14 protein-coding genes are annotated in these 16,373 nt (G+C 40.8%); 9 read left to right on the forward strand and 5 right to left on the reverse strand.

Annotated elements, in window-relative coordinates:
- Nucleotides 1-596: 596 nt before the first annotated feature.
- From ACTIEV_RS11040 to ACTIEV_RS11070, 7 genes are all read left to right on the forward strand, one after another.
- Complete coding sequence (locus tag ACTIEV_RS11040) at nt 597-1,250, forward strand: class I SAM-dependent methyltransferase (RefSeq protein WP_439516468.1); 654 nt, start codon at nt 597-599, stop codon at nt 1,248-1,250.
- 254 nt (nt 1,251-1,504) lie between these two features.
- On the forward strand, nt 1,505-1,951 hold the full coding sequence (gene dut / locus ACTIEV_RS11045) for a dUTP diphosphatase (protein WP_439516469.1): 447 nt from the start codon (nt 1,505-1,507) through the stop codon (nt 1,949-1,951).
- 247 nt (nt 1,952-2,198) lie between these two features.
- On the forward strand, nt 2,199-2,972 hold the full coding sequence (locus tag ACTIEV_RS11050) for a DUF4292 domain-containing protein (RefSeq protein WP_439516470.1): 774 nt from the start codon (nt 2,199-2,201) through the stop codon (nt 2,970-2,972).
- A gap of 86 nt (nt 2,973-3,058) precedes the next feature.
- Nucleotides 3,059-4,408: a murein hydrolase activator EnvC family protein gene (locus ACTIEV_RS11055; protein WP_439516471.1), complete on the forward strand. Its 1,350-nt coding sequence runs from the start codon at nt 3,059-3,061 to the stop codon at nt 4,406-4,408.
- Nucleotides 4,409-4,566: 158 nt separating this feature from the next.
- A complete protein-coding gene (gene glpK / locus ACTIEV_RS11060) occupies nt 4,567-6,054 on the forward strand; it encodes a glycerol kinase GlpK (RefSeq protein WP_439516472.1) in 1,488 nt (495 codons plus the stop codon).
- Nucleotides 6,055-6,229: 175 nt separating this feature from the next.
- Nucleotides 6,230-7,741 carry a glycerol-3-phosphate dehydrogenase/oxidase gene (locus tag ACTIEV_RS11065; protein WP_439516473.1) on the forward strand — a complete coding sequence of 504 codons (1,512 nt, stop codon included), beginning with the start codon at nt 6,230-6,232 and terminating at the stop codon, nt 7,739-7,741.
- Nucleotides 7,742-8,075: 334 nt separating this feature from the next.
- Nucleotides 8,076-8,783 (forward strand): MIP/aquaporin family protein, encoded by a 708-nt coding sequence (locus tag ACTIEV_RS11070; protein WP_439516474.1) that lies wholly within the window; start codon nt 8,076-8,078, stop codon nt 8,781-8,783.
- A 63-nt stretch (nt 8,784-8,846) separates the two neighbouring features.
- On the opposite strand, the gene ACTIEV_RS11075 is transcribed toward ACTIEV_RS11070, so the two are convergent.
- Complete coding sequence (locus tag ACTIEV_RS11075; RefSeq protein ID WP_439516475.1) at nt 8,847-9,923, reverse strand: AI-2E family transporter; 1,077 nt, start codon at nt 9,921-9,923, stop codon at nt 8,847-8,849.
- A gap of 342 nt (nt 9,924-10,265) precedes the next feature.
- Between ACTIEV_RS11075 and atpD the strand changes: the two genes are divergently transcribed.
- Both atpD and atpC read left to right on the forward strand, forming a co-directional pair.
- A complete protein-coding gene (gene atpD / locus ACTIEV_RS11080; RefSeq protein ID WP_178889045.1) occupies nt 10,266-11,768 on the forward strand; it encodes a F0F1 ATP synthase subunit beta in 1,503 nt (500 codons plus the stop codon).
- Between the two features lie 21 nt (nt 11,769-11,789).
- Nucleotides 11,790-12,041 carry an ATP synthase F1 subunit epsilon gene (gene atpC, locus ACTIEV_RS11085; RefSeq protein WP_178889044.1) on the forward strand — a complete coding sequence of 84 codons (252 nt, stop codon included), beginning with the start codon at nt 11,790-11,792 and terminating at the stop codon, nt 12,039-12,041.
- Between the two features lie 100 nt (nt 12,042-12,141).
- Here atpC and ACTIEV_RS11090 read toward each other — a convergent pair whose 3' ends face one another.
- The 4 genes from ACTIEV_RS11090 to ACTIEV_RS11105 all read right to left on the reverse strand — a co-directional run bounded on the left by ACTIEV_RS11090 (nt 12,142) and on the right by ACTIEV_RS11105 (nt 16,342).
- The gene (locus ACTIEV_RS11090) at nt 12,142-13,563 is read right to left on the reverse strand and encodes a PAS domain S-box protein (RefSeq protein WP_439516476.1); all 1,422 of its coding nucleotides are present in this window, start codon (nt 13,561-13,563) and stop codon (nt 12,142-12,144) included.
- Nucleotides 13,560-13,949 carry a hypothetical protein gene (locus tag ACTIEV_RS11095; protein ID WP_439516477.1) on the reverse strand — a complete coding sequence of 130 codons (390 nt, stop codon included), beginning with the start codon at nt 13,947-13,949 and terminating at the stop codon, nt 13,560-13,562. The genes ACTIEV_RS11090 and ACTIEV_RS11095 overlap by 4 nt, the downstream gene beginning before the upstream one ends.
- A gap of 101 nt (nt 13,950-14,050) precedes the next feature.
- Complete coding sequence (locus ACTIEV_RS11100) at nt 14,051-14,683, reverse strand: response regulator (RefSeq protein ID WP_439516478.1); 633 nt, start codon at nt 14,681-14,683, stop codon at nt 14,051-14,053.
- Nucleotides 14,684-16,342: a CHASE3 domain-containing protein gene (locus ACTIEV_RS11105; RefSeq protein WP_439516479.1), complete on the reverse strand. Its 1,659-nt coding sequence runs from the start codon at nt 16,340-16,342 to the stop codon at nt 14,684-14,686. It lies immediately after the preceding gene.
- Between the last annotated feature and the right edge of the window lie 31 nt (nt 16,343-16,373).

The following is a 16,373-nucleotide window of genomic DNA, read 5'->3' on the forward strand; positions in this document are numbered from 1 at the left end:
CACAGAACCGCGGGCTCCAATATGCCCAATGGTTATTAGATAACAAAAAAGGTCAACCTTTTTTATGTAATTGACAAGTGGAGGAGTATGGAACGCGGATGGGGCGGATTGTTATGATTTTTCATGATTGGATGCGTGAGCATGAAGAATCAAGAAAGAAGACACAAGGCACAAGGTCCAAAGGACTCCCTTGGAGAAGGAGCAAGAAACAGGGTACAAGGAATTCGAATTTTAAATAGCACGGGACTTTAGGCCCGTGGGGGAGTATGGAACGCGGATGGTGCGGATGATTATGATTGATTGTGCTTCAAAGGGGGTAGGGGTGAGAAGTGAGTAAATTATGCAAGGCTAACTACTCACTACTGACTATTCACTAAAGACTGATGGAACGCAGATAGGGCGGATGATTATGATTGGTTGAGAAAAGTGAAAGGTGAAACGATGCTATGGAGCATGGACCATGGTCATTTGTCTTGCAGCTTGCAGCGTGAAGCCTGCAGCTCATAGCTCGCAGCTCATCCATCATGAAATATTTCATTATTTTGAGTAAGAAAGAAAAATTGCTACCTATCTTCAACAAATAACGTGATGCTGGTATGCTTGGAATTTTGAAGAACATCGCTGATAATAGGAATACACAATCTTTATCTCATCGGTTTAGACAGCGCAGATTTCGTATTTTTCTGGAGTTGGTTCGATCACTTCCTAAGCCTATTTCAATTTTAGATATTGGTGGCACATTGGCATTTTGGGAAGCCATGGGTTTTGCTGAAGAAGGAGTTAGCATTACATTGTTGAATTTAGAAGTGCAACAGCAAATGAAACCCGGTTTTATGAGTATTGCCGGTGATGCTACTGCACTTGATTTTGATGATCAGTCATTTGATATTGTTTTTTCGAATTCGGTCATTGAACACCTCTATACTTTTGAGCAACAACAAAAAATGGCGACAGAAGTACAGAGAGTGGGTAAAACATATTTCATACAAACACCTAATTATTGGTTTCCTATTGAGCCACATTGGGTATTTCCTTTTTTTCAGTATCTGCCTTTCAATTGGCGTGTATGGTTAACACAACACTTTCCACTTGGACATATCCCTAAGCAAAATGAACGATCTGCAGCAGAACGACAGGTTCGGGAAGTCAGGTTGATGACAAAGGCTGAATTGCAATCCATTTTTCCAAAAGCGCAACTATATCGGGAGCGGTTTCTGTTTTTTACAAAATCGTTTGTAATGAAAAAGTGAAAAAACAAGAAACAAGAATCAAGAATCAAGAAACAAGGAAGGGTCAAGAAACAGGGAATAAGAAAGCTTCAAGCTTCAAGCTGCATGCTACAAGTTTAGTAGGATGGGGCGGATGAGTATGATTGATTGTGCTTCAAAGGGGTAGGAGTGAGACGTGAATGGTGAATTGTGAATGGTGAATAATTAGTTTTACAAGAATTACTCCATTCACAATTGACAATTCACCTTCCCCCAGATTTAGTATTTTTGCGGCTATGTCAGTTCAGCCGATTCGGGTGAGTATTGTTAATCAATCCAATAACCCTTTACCTGATTATGCTACGATTGGTTCATCCGGGGTAGATATCAGGGCTTTTTTAGAGCAACCCATAACTATTCAGCCTTCTGAGCGCATATTGGTACCTACGGGTATTTTTGTGGATATACCCGTAGGGTATGAGATCCAGATTCGTCCGCGTAGTGGTCTGGCCATCAAACAAGGGATTACCTGTTTGAACACGCCGGGTACCATCGACGCAGATTATCGGGGTGAAATTAAAGTGATTCTGATCAATCTTTCCGCTGATGCGCAAATCATACAACCCGGGGATAGAATTGCTCAAATGGTGTTGCAAAAAGTGGAAAGAATTGAATGGCATGTGACCGAGCAGTTGGGTGCTACCGATAGAGGGAGTGGGGGATTTGGGAGTACGGGGGTTTAGGGTGATTGGGTGATTGGGTGATCGGGTGATCGGGTGATCGGGTGCTGGGTACTAGGTGCTAGGTGCTAGGTGCAAGGTACTGGGTGATCAGGTGATCGGGTAATCGGGTGTTGTTTTTTTTTCGTTTAAAAAAATGATCATTTTGGGAAGTGTATATTCAAATATTTCGCTGATTATAAAAAAGCTCGCAGCTCGCAGCTCGCAGCTCGCAGCTTTCCTCCTCCTCTTCCTCTTCTCCTGCAAAACAGTGAAGAAAGTAGAAGCCATTCAAGAGGCCATTACTAAAAAAGATACGGCGCAGGTGGTGGTGATTAAGGAGACTCCGGAGGTGGATTCTGCTGCTATTGTGGCGGATATTATGGGGAAAGTGATTCAGAATAAGATCGACTTTCAGACTGTTAATGCCAAGATCAAAGTGGATTATGAGGGTGCAGAGAACAAAGACAATTACACCGTTTACCTGAGTATGCGTAAAGACAGTGTGATTATTATTCGTGTAAAAGGTTCATTCCTGGGGATATCTGCTGAAGGACTACAGGTGAAAATTAATAAAGACAGTGTGACACTGGTGCGTAAAGTAGGTGAAAAGTATATCATGAATCGCTCGATCAATTATTTGCAGGATGTAACCCAAATACCTTTTGATTTTGCGACACTTCAAGACTTGTTGATTGGTAATCCGATTTTTGTGAGTAAGAACCTGGTTTCGTACAAAAACAGCAATACCCAGTTACTGGTTGTAATGGTGGGTGAATTGTTTAAACACCTAATCAACCTGGATAAAAATGATAACCGCGTATTGTACAGTAAACTAGATGATGTAGACATGCAACGCAATCGTACTTGTGATATCACTTTTGGGGGCTATCAACCTTTGGGTGATTATATGTTTGCTACCAACCGCAAAATATCGATGGCTGAGAAGGCAAAACTGGATATTTACCTTGATTTCAAAGAGTTTACGTTAAATGATCCGTTAAAATACAACTTCGAACCGCCAAAAAACTATAAGCGTAAGTAATTTACCCTTCAATTTTTCGTTATCAAACAAAATTTTCCGCCTGAAGCGGACTTACACCCGTCAGAGGCGGATTAAATTCATTGATCATGCTGAAATCTTTTTTCTCCTTTTTCCTGATCTGTTTCATCGGACTGGCTGTGCATGCCCAAACCCGTGAAGAACTGCAAAAACAGGAACAAGACCTGAAAAAGGAATTGGCGGAACTCAATAATCTGCTGTCTCAAACCCAGAAAAATAAAAAACTTTCTTTAAGTCAGCTAGCCATCATCAAACGAAAAGTGGCGATGCGTGAACAGTTGGTGAACTCCATCAATCGTCAAATACGTGATCTGGATAATACAATCTTTTTGAATGAAAGGGATATCTATCGTTTGAGAAAAGAGTTAGACACTTTGCGTGTTAAATATGCCAAGAGTATTGTATTTGCTTACAAGAACAGAAGCAGTTACGAATACCTGAATTTTATTTTCTCTTCCAGAAGTTTTAATGATGCGATCAAAAGAATTACCTATCTAAAAAGCTATCGCCGTAATCGTGAAACACAGGCGGAAGCCATTATGCAATCTGAGCAGTTGTTGAAAGAAAAAATTGATTTACTCAGTAACAATAAAAAAGAACGCATCACCACACTGGAGAAGCAGAGTGAACAGTTGAAAGTATTACAAGAAGATAAAAAAGTGCAAGATCAGGTTGTTGCACAATTGAAAGGAAAAGAACAGGAGTTATCTACACAAATAAGGAATAAAGAAAGACAACGTCAAAAAATGCAGCAGGCGGTAATGGCTATCATTAGACGAGAAGCAGACGAGGCAGCCAAAAGAGCCAAACAAAAAGCTGCAGAAGACGCAAAAAGAGCAGCTGCCAATAATACCAAACCTTCCGAAGGAACCACTGCTAAAAACAATACTGTGTCTAATAGCAATGCGACCAAGAGCACTGCTATCAATGAACCATTAGAGAATAAACCGGTAGCAGACAGACCCTACTCTGTATTTGAGTCAACGCCAGAGGGCAGGGAAACCTCTATTCAATTTGAACAAAATAGAGGCCGATTACCGTGGCCTGTAGATCGTGGAAATGTTTACGTTCCTTATGGTATTTCCACAGTACCCGGTACCAAGCTCACACAGAAGAGTGATGGAATCCAGATTGCTTTGCCTGAAGGGTCCCCCGTTAAAAGTATTGCTGATGGAGAAGTAATGTATGCTAGTGAAGTAAATGGAGAATTAGTAGTCATGGTCAGACATGGAAAATATTTTACCTCAATTAGCCAGCTATCCAGTATTTCTGTATCAGTCGGACAACAAGTAAAAGCAGGCTCTGTTTTGGGAAGATCGGGTAGAAGTATTGATGGAGAAGGCGCCATTATCTTCGTTATCAATAACGAGAAAGGCTCAACCATGAATCCGGAACTTTGGTTAAAACCAAGAAGATAAAAAGATAAGAAACAAGAAACAAGGAACAAGCCACAAGAAAGCTCCAAGCTCCAAGCCACAAGTATTTTTCTACACTTCACACTTGTAGCTTGCTGCTTGTGGCTTGGAGCTTTCTTGTGTCTTGTCTCTTTTTTCTTGTTTCTTCCTTATCTTAGGTCATGCAACAATACATCCTATCCTTCGACCAAGGAACCACTAGCAGTAGGGCTATTGTATTTGATCATACAGGTGCTATTATTTCTGTAGCGCAGAAAGAATTCAAACAAATTTTTCCGCAGCCCGGATGGGTGGAACATGATGCCAATGAAATATGGAGTACACAGTTGGGTGTTGCAGCAGAAGCAGTGACCAAGGCAGGATTGACCATTCAACAGATTGCAGCTATTGGTATTACCAATCAACGAGAAACTACTGTGGTATGGGATAAACACACCGGGATGCCCATCTTTCATGCCATCGTTTGGCAAGACAGAAGAACAGCGGCGTATTGCGATGAACTAAAAGCGGCAGGACATGCACAAATGATTCAATCCAAAACCGGATTGATCATTGATGCTTATTTCTCTGCTACCAAATTGAAATGGATCCTCGACCATGTGGAAGGAGCCAGGGCAAAAGCTGAAAAAGGCGAACTCTGTTTCGGTACCATCGACAGCTGGCTGGTTTGGAAACTTACCAATGGTCAGGTACATGTTACCGATGTATCCAACGCTTCCAGAACCATGTTATTCAATATTCATTCTTTGACATGGGATAAGGAACTTTTGCAACTATTCAATATACCGGCTTCCATCTTACCTCAAGTAAAAAGTAGTAGTGAGGTATATGGACATACACAGAATATTCTCACTGCTCACAATATTCCAATCGCCGGTATTGCCGGTGATCAGCAAGCAGCTTTGTTTGGACAACTGTGTACGCAACCGGGCATGGTTAAAAATACCTACGGCACGGGTTGTTTTATGTTGATGAATACCGGAGAAAAAGCAGTGCGTTCTCAAAATCATTTGCTGACTACCATTGCTTGGAGTATCAATGGTATTACACAGTATGCATTGGAAGGAAGTGTGTTTATTGCCGGCGCCGTAGTGCAATGGTTACGTGATGGATTAAAGATCATTCGTTCATCCAAAGAAGTAGAAACATTGGCTGCTACTGTGAAAGACAGCGATGGCGTATATGTAGTGCCTGCCTTTGCCGGTTTAGGTGCTCCTTATTGGAATCAGCATGCCAGAGGAACGATTACTGGTATTACCCGAGGAACGACCGGCGGACATATTGCTCGCGCTTCCTTGGATAGCATTGCCTATCAAACCATGGATGTATTAAAAGCCATGGAAGCAGATGCGGGTATCACCATCAAAGAATTAAGAGTAGATGGCGGAGCCACTGCCAATAATCTGTTGATGCAATTTCAAAGTGATGTATTGAATGCCAAAGTGGTTCGTCCGATTGTGACAGAAACAACTGCTTTGGGTGCTGCATATTTAGCAGGATTGGCAGTTGGATATTGGAAGAATGTTGACGAGATACAACAACAATGGCAAATGGATCGCACATTCACACCTCAAATTTCTGAGGATCAAAGACAGCAGTTATCAAAAGGCTGGAAAAGAGCAGTGGGGGCGGCGGAGTTTGATACTTAGGTGCAGGGTACTGGGTGCTAGGTGCTAGGTGCTAGGTGCTAGGTGCTAGGTGCTAGGTTTTTTTTGACTTGTAAAATTACAAAGATATTTGATGACAATAGTTAATTGTACCATAACACCTAAAACCTAGCACCCAGTACCTAGCACCTAGTACCTTGCCCCCAGCAACTCAACCATGAACCGAGATACACAACTACAGCAACTGCGAGAAGATATCACCTGGGATATGGTGATTATTGGGGGTGGGGCTACTGGACTGGGAGCGGCTGTGGATGCGGCATCGCGTGGGTATAAGACTTTATTGATTGAGCAATACGATTTCGGAAAAGGTACCTCCAGCAGATCTACCAAATTGGTGCATGGCGGCGTTCGGTATCTGGAACATGGTAATATTAAACTTGTTAAAGAAGCTTTGCGTGAAAGGGGATGGTTATTGAAAAATGCACCGCATCTCACTTCTGTACAACCTTTTGTGATTCCGGTGCGAAGATGGTGGCAGAAATGGTATTATGGTCTGGGGCTTCGGTTGTATGATTTGTTATCGGGGAAACTATCCTTGGGACAAACCCAATTATTATCTGCCAAAGAAACATTAGCCCTATTACCGGCACTGGCTCCGGAAAAAATAAAGGGTGGTATCTTGTATTTCGATGGACAATTTGATGATAGCAGGTTGTGCATTGATCTGGCTTCCACGGCAGTATTGCATGGTGCAACACTCGTTAATTATTGTACGGTAACTGATTTGATTAAAGAGAAGAAAAAAATAACAGGTATAACCGTCCATATCGCAGATACCGATGAAACACACACCATAAAAGCTAGATCTGTTGTCAATGCAACCGGTGTTTTTACAGATACCATTTTGAAAATGGATGATCCTTCTGCAAGCAATATGGTAGATCCTTCGCAAGGTGTACACTTGGTAGTAGATGCTGTTCATTTTCCCGGTACGCACGCACTCATGATTCCTAAGACAGATGATAAACGTGTTTTATTCGCTGTGCCTTGGCATAATAAAGTAGTCATCGGTACTACGGATACACCCGTTGAAGAAGTTGCTGCAGAACCATTGGTGCTGGAAGAAGAAGTGGATTATATCTTAGAACACATCAACAGATATGTATCCCCTCAAATTCGTAGAGAAGATATCAAAAGTGTCTTTGCAGGATTACGTCCCTTGGTTCGTTCCAAAGAGGGAACGAGTACAGCGTTATTGTCACGGGACCATACCATCGTAGTGTCACCCAGTGGATTGGTCACTATCACCGGTGGTAAATGGACCACTTACCGCAAAATGGCTCAGGATGCGGTTGATAATGCAGTGTTTATTTCTAAACTGGATAAACGTTTATGCATCACTAAAAATCTTCCTATCGGTGATCCTTTATCCGTACAACAGAAAAAAGAAAAAATGATTCAGGAAGATCAGGGATTGGCATCAAAAATACATCCTGACTTCTCTTACCAATGGGCAGATATTGCCTATGCTGTTCGACATGAAATGGCAGTTACGGTTGAAGATGTGTTGGCTAGAAGAACCAGACTTTTATTTTTAGATGCACGTGCAGCATTGGATTGCCTAGAACAAGTAGTACTATTTATGCAAATAGAATTGAATCAATCGGATGAGTGGGTGCAAGCACAAAAAAAAGATTTTATTGAATTGGTGGAAGGATATCTTTAGGAAGGAACAAGAAAGAAGGGACAGGGAACAAGAAGGCTTCAAGCTACAAGTGTAATATTGGGCTTTGGTTTCGTGGAGGAGGATGGAACGCGGATGGGGCGGATGATTATGATTGATTGTGCTTCAAAGGGGGTATGGGTGAGAAGTGAAAGGTGAAAAGTGAATTGTGAATTGTCAATTGTGAATGATTTACTCACTGCTGACTACTCATCATAGACCATGGACTGATGGAACGCGGATGGGGCGGATTGTTATGATTTTTCATGATTGGATGAATCAAAGTCCGTAGGACTCCTTCGGTGGGAAAATGTAATAAAAAATTAGATTTAACTATATGACAAACTTTTTATCTGAATTTTTGGGGACTGCCTTATTAATTGCATTGGGTGATGGAGTGGTGGCCAATGTGATTCTTCCTAAAACCAAGGGCAATGGTGGCGGACTCATTTCCATTTGTTTTGGATGGGGACTCGCTGTTTTTGTGGCTGTGTATGCAACAGCACCATACAGTGGGGGGCATTTAAATCCGGCGGTGACCGTTGCATTGGCTTGGTTGGGTAAATTTCCCTGGCAGGATGTGCCTACTTATGTTTTAGCCCAGTTATCCGGAGCCATGACGGGTGCTTTACTGGTATGGGCTATTTACAGACAACATTTGGATGAAGCATCTGATGCTGCTACTAAACTTGGGGTCTTTAGTACCGGACCGTCTATTCGTAGTCCGTTTCAAAATTTGATCACGGAAACGTTGGCAACTTTTGTATTTATGATAGGTGTTCTCTTCATCATAAAACCTACTAACTCATTGGGTGCATTGGATGCTTTGCCGGTGGCATTACTGGTATTATGTGTTGGACTGGGATTGGGTGGTCCTACCGGCTGGGCTATCAATCCGGCCAGAGATTTAGGTCCACGTATCATGCATGCCATTCTTCCCATTAAACATAAAGGCACCAGTGATTGGTCTTACAGCTGGATACCCGTTGCAGGACCCATTATTGGAGGCGTATTGGCTGCGGTGGTTTGGGAAGCGATTTTTTGATCTTTGATTTTTTGATTTTTTTGTTAAATCGGTAGACATATCTTCTATAAACAAATCAAGAAATCACAGATTCCTCCTTCTGAGAAAGGGTAAATTAAAACTCTGAGCAACTGTTTTCTTTTTGGGTCTTTTTTGTGGTTGGTATTCTTGATAATAGATACGTATCAAGATAATAAAATAGGAGATCAGTAAGGGACCAAATATGAGTCCGGTGATACCAAAATAATGTAATCCGATGATGACTCCTAGAACGGTTACGATGGGATGCACATCGGCCATTTTTCTAGCCAATAAAAAGCGGACAACATTGTCCATCGTACTTAAAATAATACTACCCCATCCGAACAAAAAAATGCCTTGCCAGGTTTGTCCGATGATGAGCATGTATATACCCATTGGTAACCATACAATTCCGGTTCCTACAATTGGTATGATGGAAGCAAAGCCGGTAATAATGGCCCAGAAAACAGGTTCCTCCATTCCGGTGATCAAAAAAGAGATGTAGGCAACCGCACCTTGTACTACTGCAATCAACGGTACACCCACGGCATTGCTTATTGTTTGGGCATGCAATTCAGTTCCAAATAAAGCAATCTGGCTTCTTTTGAAAGGGAGATAAAAAACGATTGCAGCTTCCATTCTACCGGTATTCATGATCATAAAGTAGAGAAAGAAATACATCATGATCATAGAGCTGAACAGGTTCATGCCCTGATTCAATGCAGTGGAAACAAAATCTGTGGCAAAAGTTTGCAGCTGGGCAATATTTTTTTCCGACAATAAAATGAAATCAAACTTTTTGCGCAATACTTCATCAATATGTGTGAGGGGTTCAATGATGGTAGAAAAATTGGTAGCTACCAATGATACTTTTTGATACATCATACCCGCGAGTAGCGAAACGGGTAATAGAATGATAAAAAAGGAAGTAATAATCACCAATGCAGCGGCCCATGATTTCCGCCATTTTTTCCTGTTCACCAACCAGTCAACGGGAGATTTACTGAGTACATAAAACATGATAGCTCCTAGAAAAGCGGTAAAAAAAGCAGTCAAGCTATACAATAGGAAACCTGCAAATACCAGAATAGCACCCAAAAAGATGTATCGGTTGATTTTATGATCTTGAAGGTGTTCCATGGGGTAAATTTAGGGATTTAGATGCTGGGTTCAAGGTACTGGGTGCTAGGTGCTAGGTACTAGGTACTAGGTCTAGGTACAAGGTACTGGATTTCATGTGTCTTGTACTGATTTAGGGGCTTTTAAATGTGGGTATGAAACTTATTTTAAACTAAATAACCAAACACCCACTAGCAACTAGTACCTAGCACCTAGTACCTTGCACCTCATACCCGTGGGTAAAATTTACTTGGAGGAATTGCCATTTTTTACCCTTCATCCCCTTACCTTTGCCGCCAAATCGGAAAGGCTGTTTTCCGAACCCTGTGAGGGGCATTTTTAAACCTAATTATATCTCCTGATATGGCTACAAAAGGTAAGATCAAACAGATCATCGGTGCGGTGGTTGACGTTCATTTTCCTGATAAAACATTGCCTGAAATCTACAACGCGCTTGAGATTTCTAAAGACAAAGGCGAAAAACTTGTACTTGAAGTGCAGCAGCACCTCGGCGAAGACAGCGTTCGTACCATCGCTATGGACGGTACCGAAGGTCTGGTTCGCGGAATGGAAGTGGTTGACACAGGAAAAGCGATTGCTATGCCTATTGGTGATGGAATCAATGGTCGTTTATTTAATGTAACCGGTGATGCGATTGATGGTTTGCCACAGGTGAGCAAGGTAAACGGTCGTCCTATCCATAATAAACCACCCTTATTTGAAAACCTGAGTACGGCTACAGAAGTACTCTTCACAGGTATTAAGGTAATTGACCTGATTGAGCCTTATGCAAAAGGTGGTAAGATCGGTCTGTTTGGTGGTGCGGGTGTGGGTAAAACCGTATTGATCCAGGAATTGATCAACAATATCGCTAAAGGATACGGTGGTTTGTCTGTATTCGCCGGTGTGGGTGAGCGTACTCGTGAGGGAAATGATCTGTTGCGTGAAATGATTGAAGCAGGTATCATGAAATATGGTGATGCCTTTAAACATAGCATGGAAGAAGGTGGATGGGATCTGAGCAAAGTGGATATGGAAGGATTGAAAGATTCTAAAGCCACTTTTGTATTCGGACAAATGAACGAGCCTCCCGGAGCACGTGCACGTGTGGCATTATCTGGTCTGACCATCGCTGAATATTTCCGTGATGGAGATGGTACCGGTAAAGGAAAAGACATTTTATTCTTCGTAGATAATATCTTCCGTTTCACCCAGGCAGGTTCTGAGGTATCAGCGTTGTTAGGTCGTATGCCTTCAGCGGTAGGATATCAGCCTACATTGGCTACTGAAATGGGATTGATGCAAGAGCGTATCACTTCAACCAAAAACGGTTCTATCACCTCTGTACAGGCGGTATATGTACCAGCGGATGACTTGACTGACCCTGCTCCTGCAACTACCTTCGCTCACTTGGATGCAACTACGGTATTGAGTCGTAAGATCGCTGACTTGGGTATCTACCCGGCGGTGGATCCATTGGATTCTACTTCGCGTATCCTGACTCCTGCCATCGTAGGTGAGGCACATTATGAAACTGCTAACCGTGTGAAGTTGATCCTTCAGCGTTACAAGGAACTGCAGGATATCATTGCGATCCTCGGTATGGATGAATTGAGTGAAGAAGATAAGATGACCGTACAGCGTGCGCGTAAAGTACAGCGTTTCTTGAGTCAGCCTTTCCACGTTGCTGAACAGTTTACCGGTTTGAAAGGTGTATTTGTTAGCATCGAAGATACCATCCGCGGTTTCAACGCCATCATGGACGGTGAAGTAGATGAGTACCCTGAAGCAGCATTCAACCTGGTAGGTACACTGGAAGATGCGATTGAAAAAGGTAAGAAACTGTTAGAAGCAGCAAAAGGATAATTCATCAATTAGTAGATTATTATGACACTCGAAATATTAACACCTGAAAAGAAACTGTACAGCGGAGAGGTTTATGGTATTCAACTGCCGGGTATTACCGGTTTGTTTGAAGTGTTGGATCAACACGCTCCCCTCGTGAGTGCTTTGGGGAAAGGGAATGTAAAAATCCTGAAAGACAAAAGCAACAATGAAATGTACAGTATTCAAAGTGGATTTGTAGAAGTGTTGAATAACAAAGTAACTGTTCTGGTAGAAGGTGCTCAAGCGCTCTAACAACAGATGATGGTATAAAAGGAAGCTCCGGTAGAAACCGGAGCTTTTTTTATGGTCATCAGCCTAAGGCTGACGCCATATGGGGGGTAAGTTATTTGCATCAGGCATCTACTGCCTTTGTTTTTTCAATGATATTTCTGATGATCTGATCTAACTCATCAGAAGATTGTTTGAGGTATTGAAAAACATATCCATGTTCCGTATGTGTTTTTTGCGATTCCATCAGGGATAGCAAACCAAGAATATTGGCCAATGGCTTACGTACCTCATGTGACTGTAACCAGGCAATCTTTCTAAGCTTTTCATTTTGTGACATCAGTTTTCTTTCAGCCGTTTTTTTATCGGTGATGTCCATTAAAGAACAGAAATGCATACCCGGGGTAAATTCAGAAGTGGCTTGGTATTCTACGATCAACTTGGTGCCATCTTTTTTGTATAGTTCAATGGTTCCTGTCTGATGTTTGGTAGCAATAAAATCGCTCCATAACATCATGGTAGACATTTGCATGTCCGGTCTGGTCAATTGCCACACATGCATTTTCAATAACTCCTCACGGGAATAGCCCAATAATTCGCAAGCGGCAGGATTTACATCTTTATAGCGTAAGTAAGAATCACAAATCAACATCGGTGAAACTGAGTTTTCAAAGATGTCTTTATACATCTTACGCATGTCTTCTGATTCTTTTTCCGCTTGTACTTTAGCGGTGATATCTATTCCCGTAGCCAATACACCGATAATATTGTTTTGCTCATTATATAGAAGTCTATTTCTCCAAGCAATACATCTAAGCTCTCCCGATTTTGTTAGTATTTCTCTTTCATAATATTCAAGATATACCGCTTCACCATTGATGATCTTCAGAAATGCAGCTTTTGCTTCTTGTCGGGTTTCGATCGGAGCAAAAACTTCATACCAATCTTTACTGAATAAATCTTTCTCTTCATAACCGGTGATCTTACAACCTGCCTGATTGATGAGTCGTATGCTCGCGTCTTTATTGAGTACTACGACCATTGCTTCCACAGAGTCGAGGTACAATTCTGCTTTATCACGTTCTTTTTTTAGTTGGACTTCGATACTTTTTTGACGAGTGATATCAATACATACGCCAGTAAGCTTAATGGGTTCTTTTTTATGATTGTAGAGTAACTTGATATTCCCGCGAATATGCTTAACGAGTTGATTGGGACCTTGTATGCGAAATATGATACTCTTTTGCTGATTTGGACAATGTATTGCATGATGTATCACATCTTCCACACCGGATCTGTCTTCCGGGTGAATGATATCTTTGAAAGCAGATAAAGTATGATCAAACTCATGCGGTTGTACCCCAAAAAGCTGGTACATAGGTTGATTCCAGGTGATGAAGCCTGAGAGCAGATCATATTCCCAAATACCAAAAGGGATTAGGTCTGATGCTAATTGAAGTTGCTGCGATTCCGAAAATGAAAATGGATTTTTTCTTTTCCAAAAATGACTGAACGATTGGTGAATATTTCTGATGGTTCTAATCATGTAGTTGTATTGTTCGGCTTTGTCATACTCAACATGTTATTCGCCATTGAGATGATTTTCGTGGCCGTATTTTTTACATCCAAAAAACAGATATGATCAACTACGGACGGGAATAATTTGCCTGCACTCACCGTATCATCTGTTAAAATGAGTGTCGGAGTGTGAGGAGGTAATAGGAAAATAGTCTTACCCTGATTTTTATTGGTTGTACCTAAAAAGTCGATGTGTAAGATGATGAGCGCATAGCTTTCTTTCGATACCAGTTCTTTATAGGTGGTAACACTGTTAGCGCAGTTTGTTTTGATATCCTGAATGCCCTCATTTATCAAAAGATCAATGCCTTTTAGATAGAGCATCGTTTCGCTGTAAATAAGAATATTTTTCATGCAGTAAAACTACCTGTTATAAAGTTGTACAACAGTAGCACCACCTTCATATGATTTGTGGCGGTCTGTAATATTGATTTGTAGTACAGACCATGACAAGCTTAGATGAGCTGATTGTCTAATGCATACCTGATAAGGTCTGTATTGTTTTTTAATCCCATTTTGGTCAACAAGCGGTTACGATAGGTACTGATGGTGGTAACGCCTAAATGAAGTTGTTCGGCGATTTCTGATACTTGTTTTCCCTGAGCCAGCAATATGAATATTTCATATTCTCTGTTTGATAATAATTCGTGGGGTGTAATATGTTGATCGATCCCCACACCATTGACCAGTTTATCAGCGATTTCAGATGATATATATTTTTTCCCTGCCAATAATCTTTTAACGGCTGCAACCAATTCTTCAGTAGCGGCGTCTTTACTGATATATCCTGAAGCCCCACTTTTTAATGCCCTGATAGCATACTGTTCTTCCGGGTGAATACTTAGGATCAATACCGGCAATTTTGGAAAATTTTGTTTGATATCTTGGGCAACATCCAATCCACTTCTGCCGGGCATAGACAAATCGGTGATCACAATATCCCATGTATCCGCAATGGTTTTAGCAGTTACCTCTTCGGCATCTACGGCTTCACTGATAAGGGCATCAGGAAAGGCTTCGAGAAGGATTTGTTTGAGTCCTTTACGAATCACGGCATGATCATCAGCAATTAATATTCTTAGCCCCATTTAATGTAAAGGAATATGGATGATTAAAGATGTTCCCTTTCCTTCTTCGGTTTGGATTGAAAAAGTTCCGCCCAATATATATGTTCTTTCTTTAATACCCAACAATCCATACCCTTTTTCCTGTTTTTGAGTATTAACAATCCCCTTTCCATCATCGGTTATCGACATAGTCAATTGAGTATCTGTGACTTCAATAATGGTTGTGATGTTTTTGGCATTGGCATGTTTGATAGCATTATTGATGGCTTCCTGATAGATCCGAAACAGTCCGGATGCAGCATCAGGCGACAAAGGAATTTCTTGTGTGTTGACCTGAAAATGAATGTCAATGGGGTATCTTTTAGTTGTTTCCTGGTTTAACCATTCCATGGCAGCCAACATACCCAGGTCATCGAGAATGGCCGGTCGGAGATCCGATAAAATTCTTCGAATAGAGCGAATGGTATGATCGACCATTTCATTGATTTCATTGATTTTATTCAGCAGTTGTGGATCAGCTTCTTGTAATTTTTTTTGCATCCAATGGACATCCATTTGTAATCCGGTGAGTTGTTGTCCTAAATCATCATGCAAATCACGCGCGATGGTTTTTCGTTCCTCTTCTCTGATTTGCTGTAAGTGGGAGGATAATCTTCTCAGATCTTCATTAATGACTTCCATTTCCTTTTCTCTTTTTTTCTCATCATTAATATTTCTGGTATACAAAGTGACAAGATTTTCAGAAGGGTATATGTAATGATAAAGCCAATTGCCTGTATCTGCATCAAATACTTCGCCTTGTACCTTTTTGTTAGACTCGATTCCACTTTCGATCAACTCATACACGAACTGATTCTTTTCCTTAGGTAATATTTTTTTTAAATTCTTATTGATGAGTGTTTCAGGGTCGCGTTGAAAAAAAGTTGATGATGTTTTGTTGATATAAGTAATGATAAGATTTTTATCAAAAGCAATAAATGAATCAGAAATACTATCAAGAATAGATCGTATCTGCATGGTTTGTTCTTTTACTTTTTTTTCCAGCTCATTCTTAGTTTTGATGGAGTCTGAACGGAATTTATAACCGAGAACAATTACCAATACCAGAGATGTTCCAACAATCAAGTACTGTATTAGTGTCAATCGTTGAAATGAATCATTGCTCTTTGATTTTGCTTCATTCAACAATTCATTTTGTTGATATGTAAGGATGTTGATGAAATAACGCACTTTTTCCATGAAAATTCTTCCGTCATCTGCGTTGTATAATTTGATCGATTTTTCAAGGTTATTGTTTCGCCGGATATTGATCATTTTTTCAGAGAATGAAAATCGTTTTTCCGCATAAAAAATAATCGAGTCGATGATATGTCTTTGTCTGATATCTTTTATGCTCTTCAATGAATCAAGTGCAACGGACAGGTTTAATTTCGCATTTTCAAATGGTGCTAAAAATCGATCATTCCCCGTCAATAAAAAACCTCTGGCACCGGTTTCATTATCGATGGAGAGTGTGAGTACTCGATCGGCAAGTTCAGTGATTTCAAATGATAAAGTAATCTCATTGTTGATCGTTCTTAGGTCATCAGTTTGTTTGATAGAAACGATGATTACTGTCACAATGATGATCAATAGCAATAAAATACCGGTAAAATAGGAGGTTGCTTTTTTGAATACCATATGTTCTTCTCCATTGATGAAGAATGAACAA

The organism is Sediminibacterium sp. (assembly GCF_051861365.1).
Lineage (GTDB): Bacteria > Bacteroidota > Bacteroidia > Chitinophagales > Chitinophagaceae > Sediminibacterium.

Coding starts and splice junctions, on each gene's coding strand:
- dut (WP_439516469.1), top strand. CDS start 1,505: ATGTCAGTTCAGCCGATTCGGGTGAGTATTGTTAATCAATCCAATAAC.
- ACTIEV_RS11090 (WP_439516476.1), bottom strand. CDS start 13,563: ATGATTAGAACCATCAGAAATATTCACCAATCGTTCAGTCATTTTTGG.
- ACTIEV_RS11040 (WP_439516468.1), top strand. CDS start 597: ATGCTTGGAATTTTGAAGAACATCGCTGATAATAGGAATACACAATCT.
- glpK (WP_439516472.1), top strand. CDS start 4,567: ATGCAACAATACATCCTATCCTTCGACCAAGGAACCACTAGCAGTAGG.
- atpC (WP_178889044.1), top strand. CDS start 11,790: ATGACACTCGAAATATTAACACCTGAAAAGAAACTGTACAGCGGAGAG.
- ACTIEV_RS11095 (WP_439516477.1), bottom strand. CDS start 13,949: ATGAAAAATATTCTTATTTACAGCGAAACGATGCTCTATCTAAAAGGC.
- ACTIEV_RS11105 (WP_439516479.1), bottom strand. CDS start 16,342: ATGGTATTCAAAAAAGCAACCTCCTATTTTACCGGTATTTTATTGCTA.
- ACTIEV_RS11055 (WP_439516471.1), top strand. CDS start 3,059: ATGCTGAAATCTTTTTTCTCCTTTTTCCTGATCTGTTTCATCGGACTG.
- ACTIEV_RS11075 (WP_439516475.1), bottom strand. CDS start 9,923: ATGGAACACCTTCAAGATCATAAAATCAACCGATACATCTTTTTGGGT.
- ACTIEV_RS11070 (WP_439516474.1), top strand. CDS start 8,076: ATGACAAACTTTTTATCTGAATTTTTGGGGACTGCCTTATTAATTGCA.
- ACTIEV_RS11100 (WP_439516478.1), bottom strand. CDS start 14,683: ATGGGGCTAAGAATATTAATTGCTGATGATCATGCCGTGATTCGTAAA.
- ACTIEV_RS11065 (WP_439516473.1), top strand. CDS start 6,230: ATGAACCGAGATACACAACTACAGCAACTGCGAGAAGATATCACCTGG.
- atpD (WP_178889045.1), top strand. CDS start 10,266: ATGGCTACAAAAGGTAAGATCAAACAGATCATCGGTGCGGTGGTTGAC.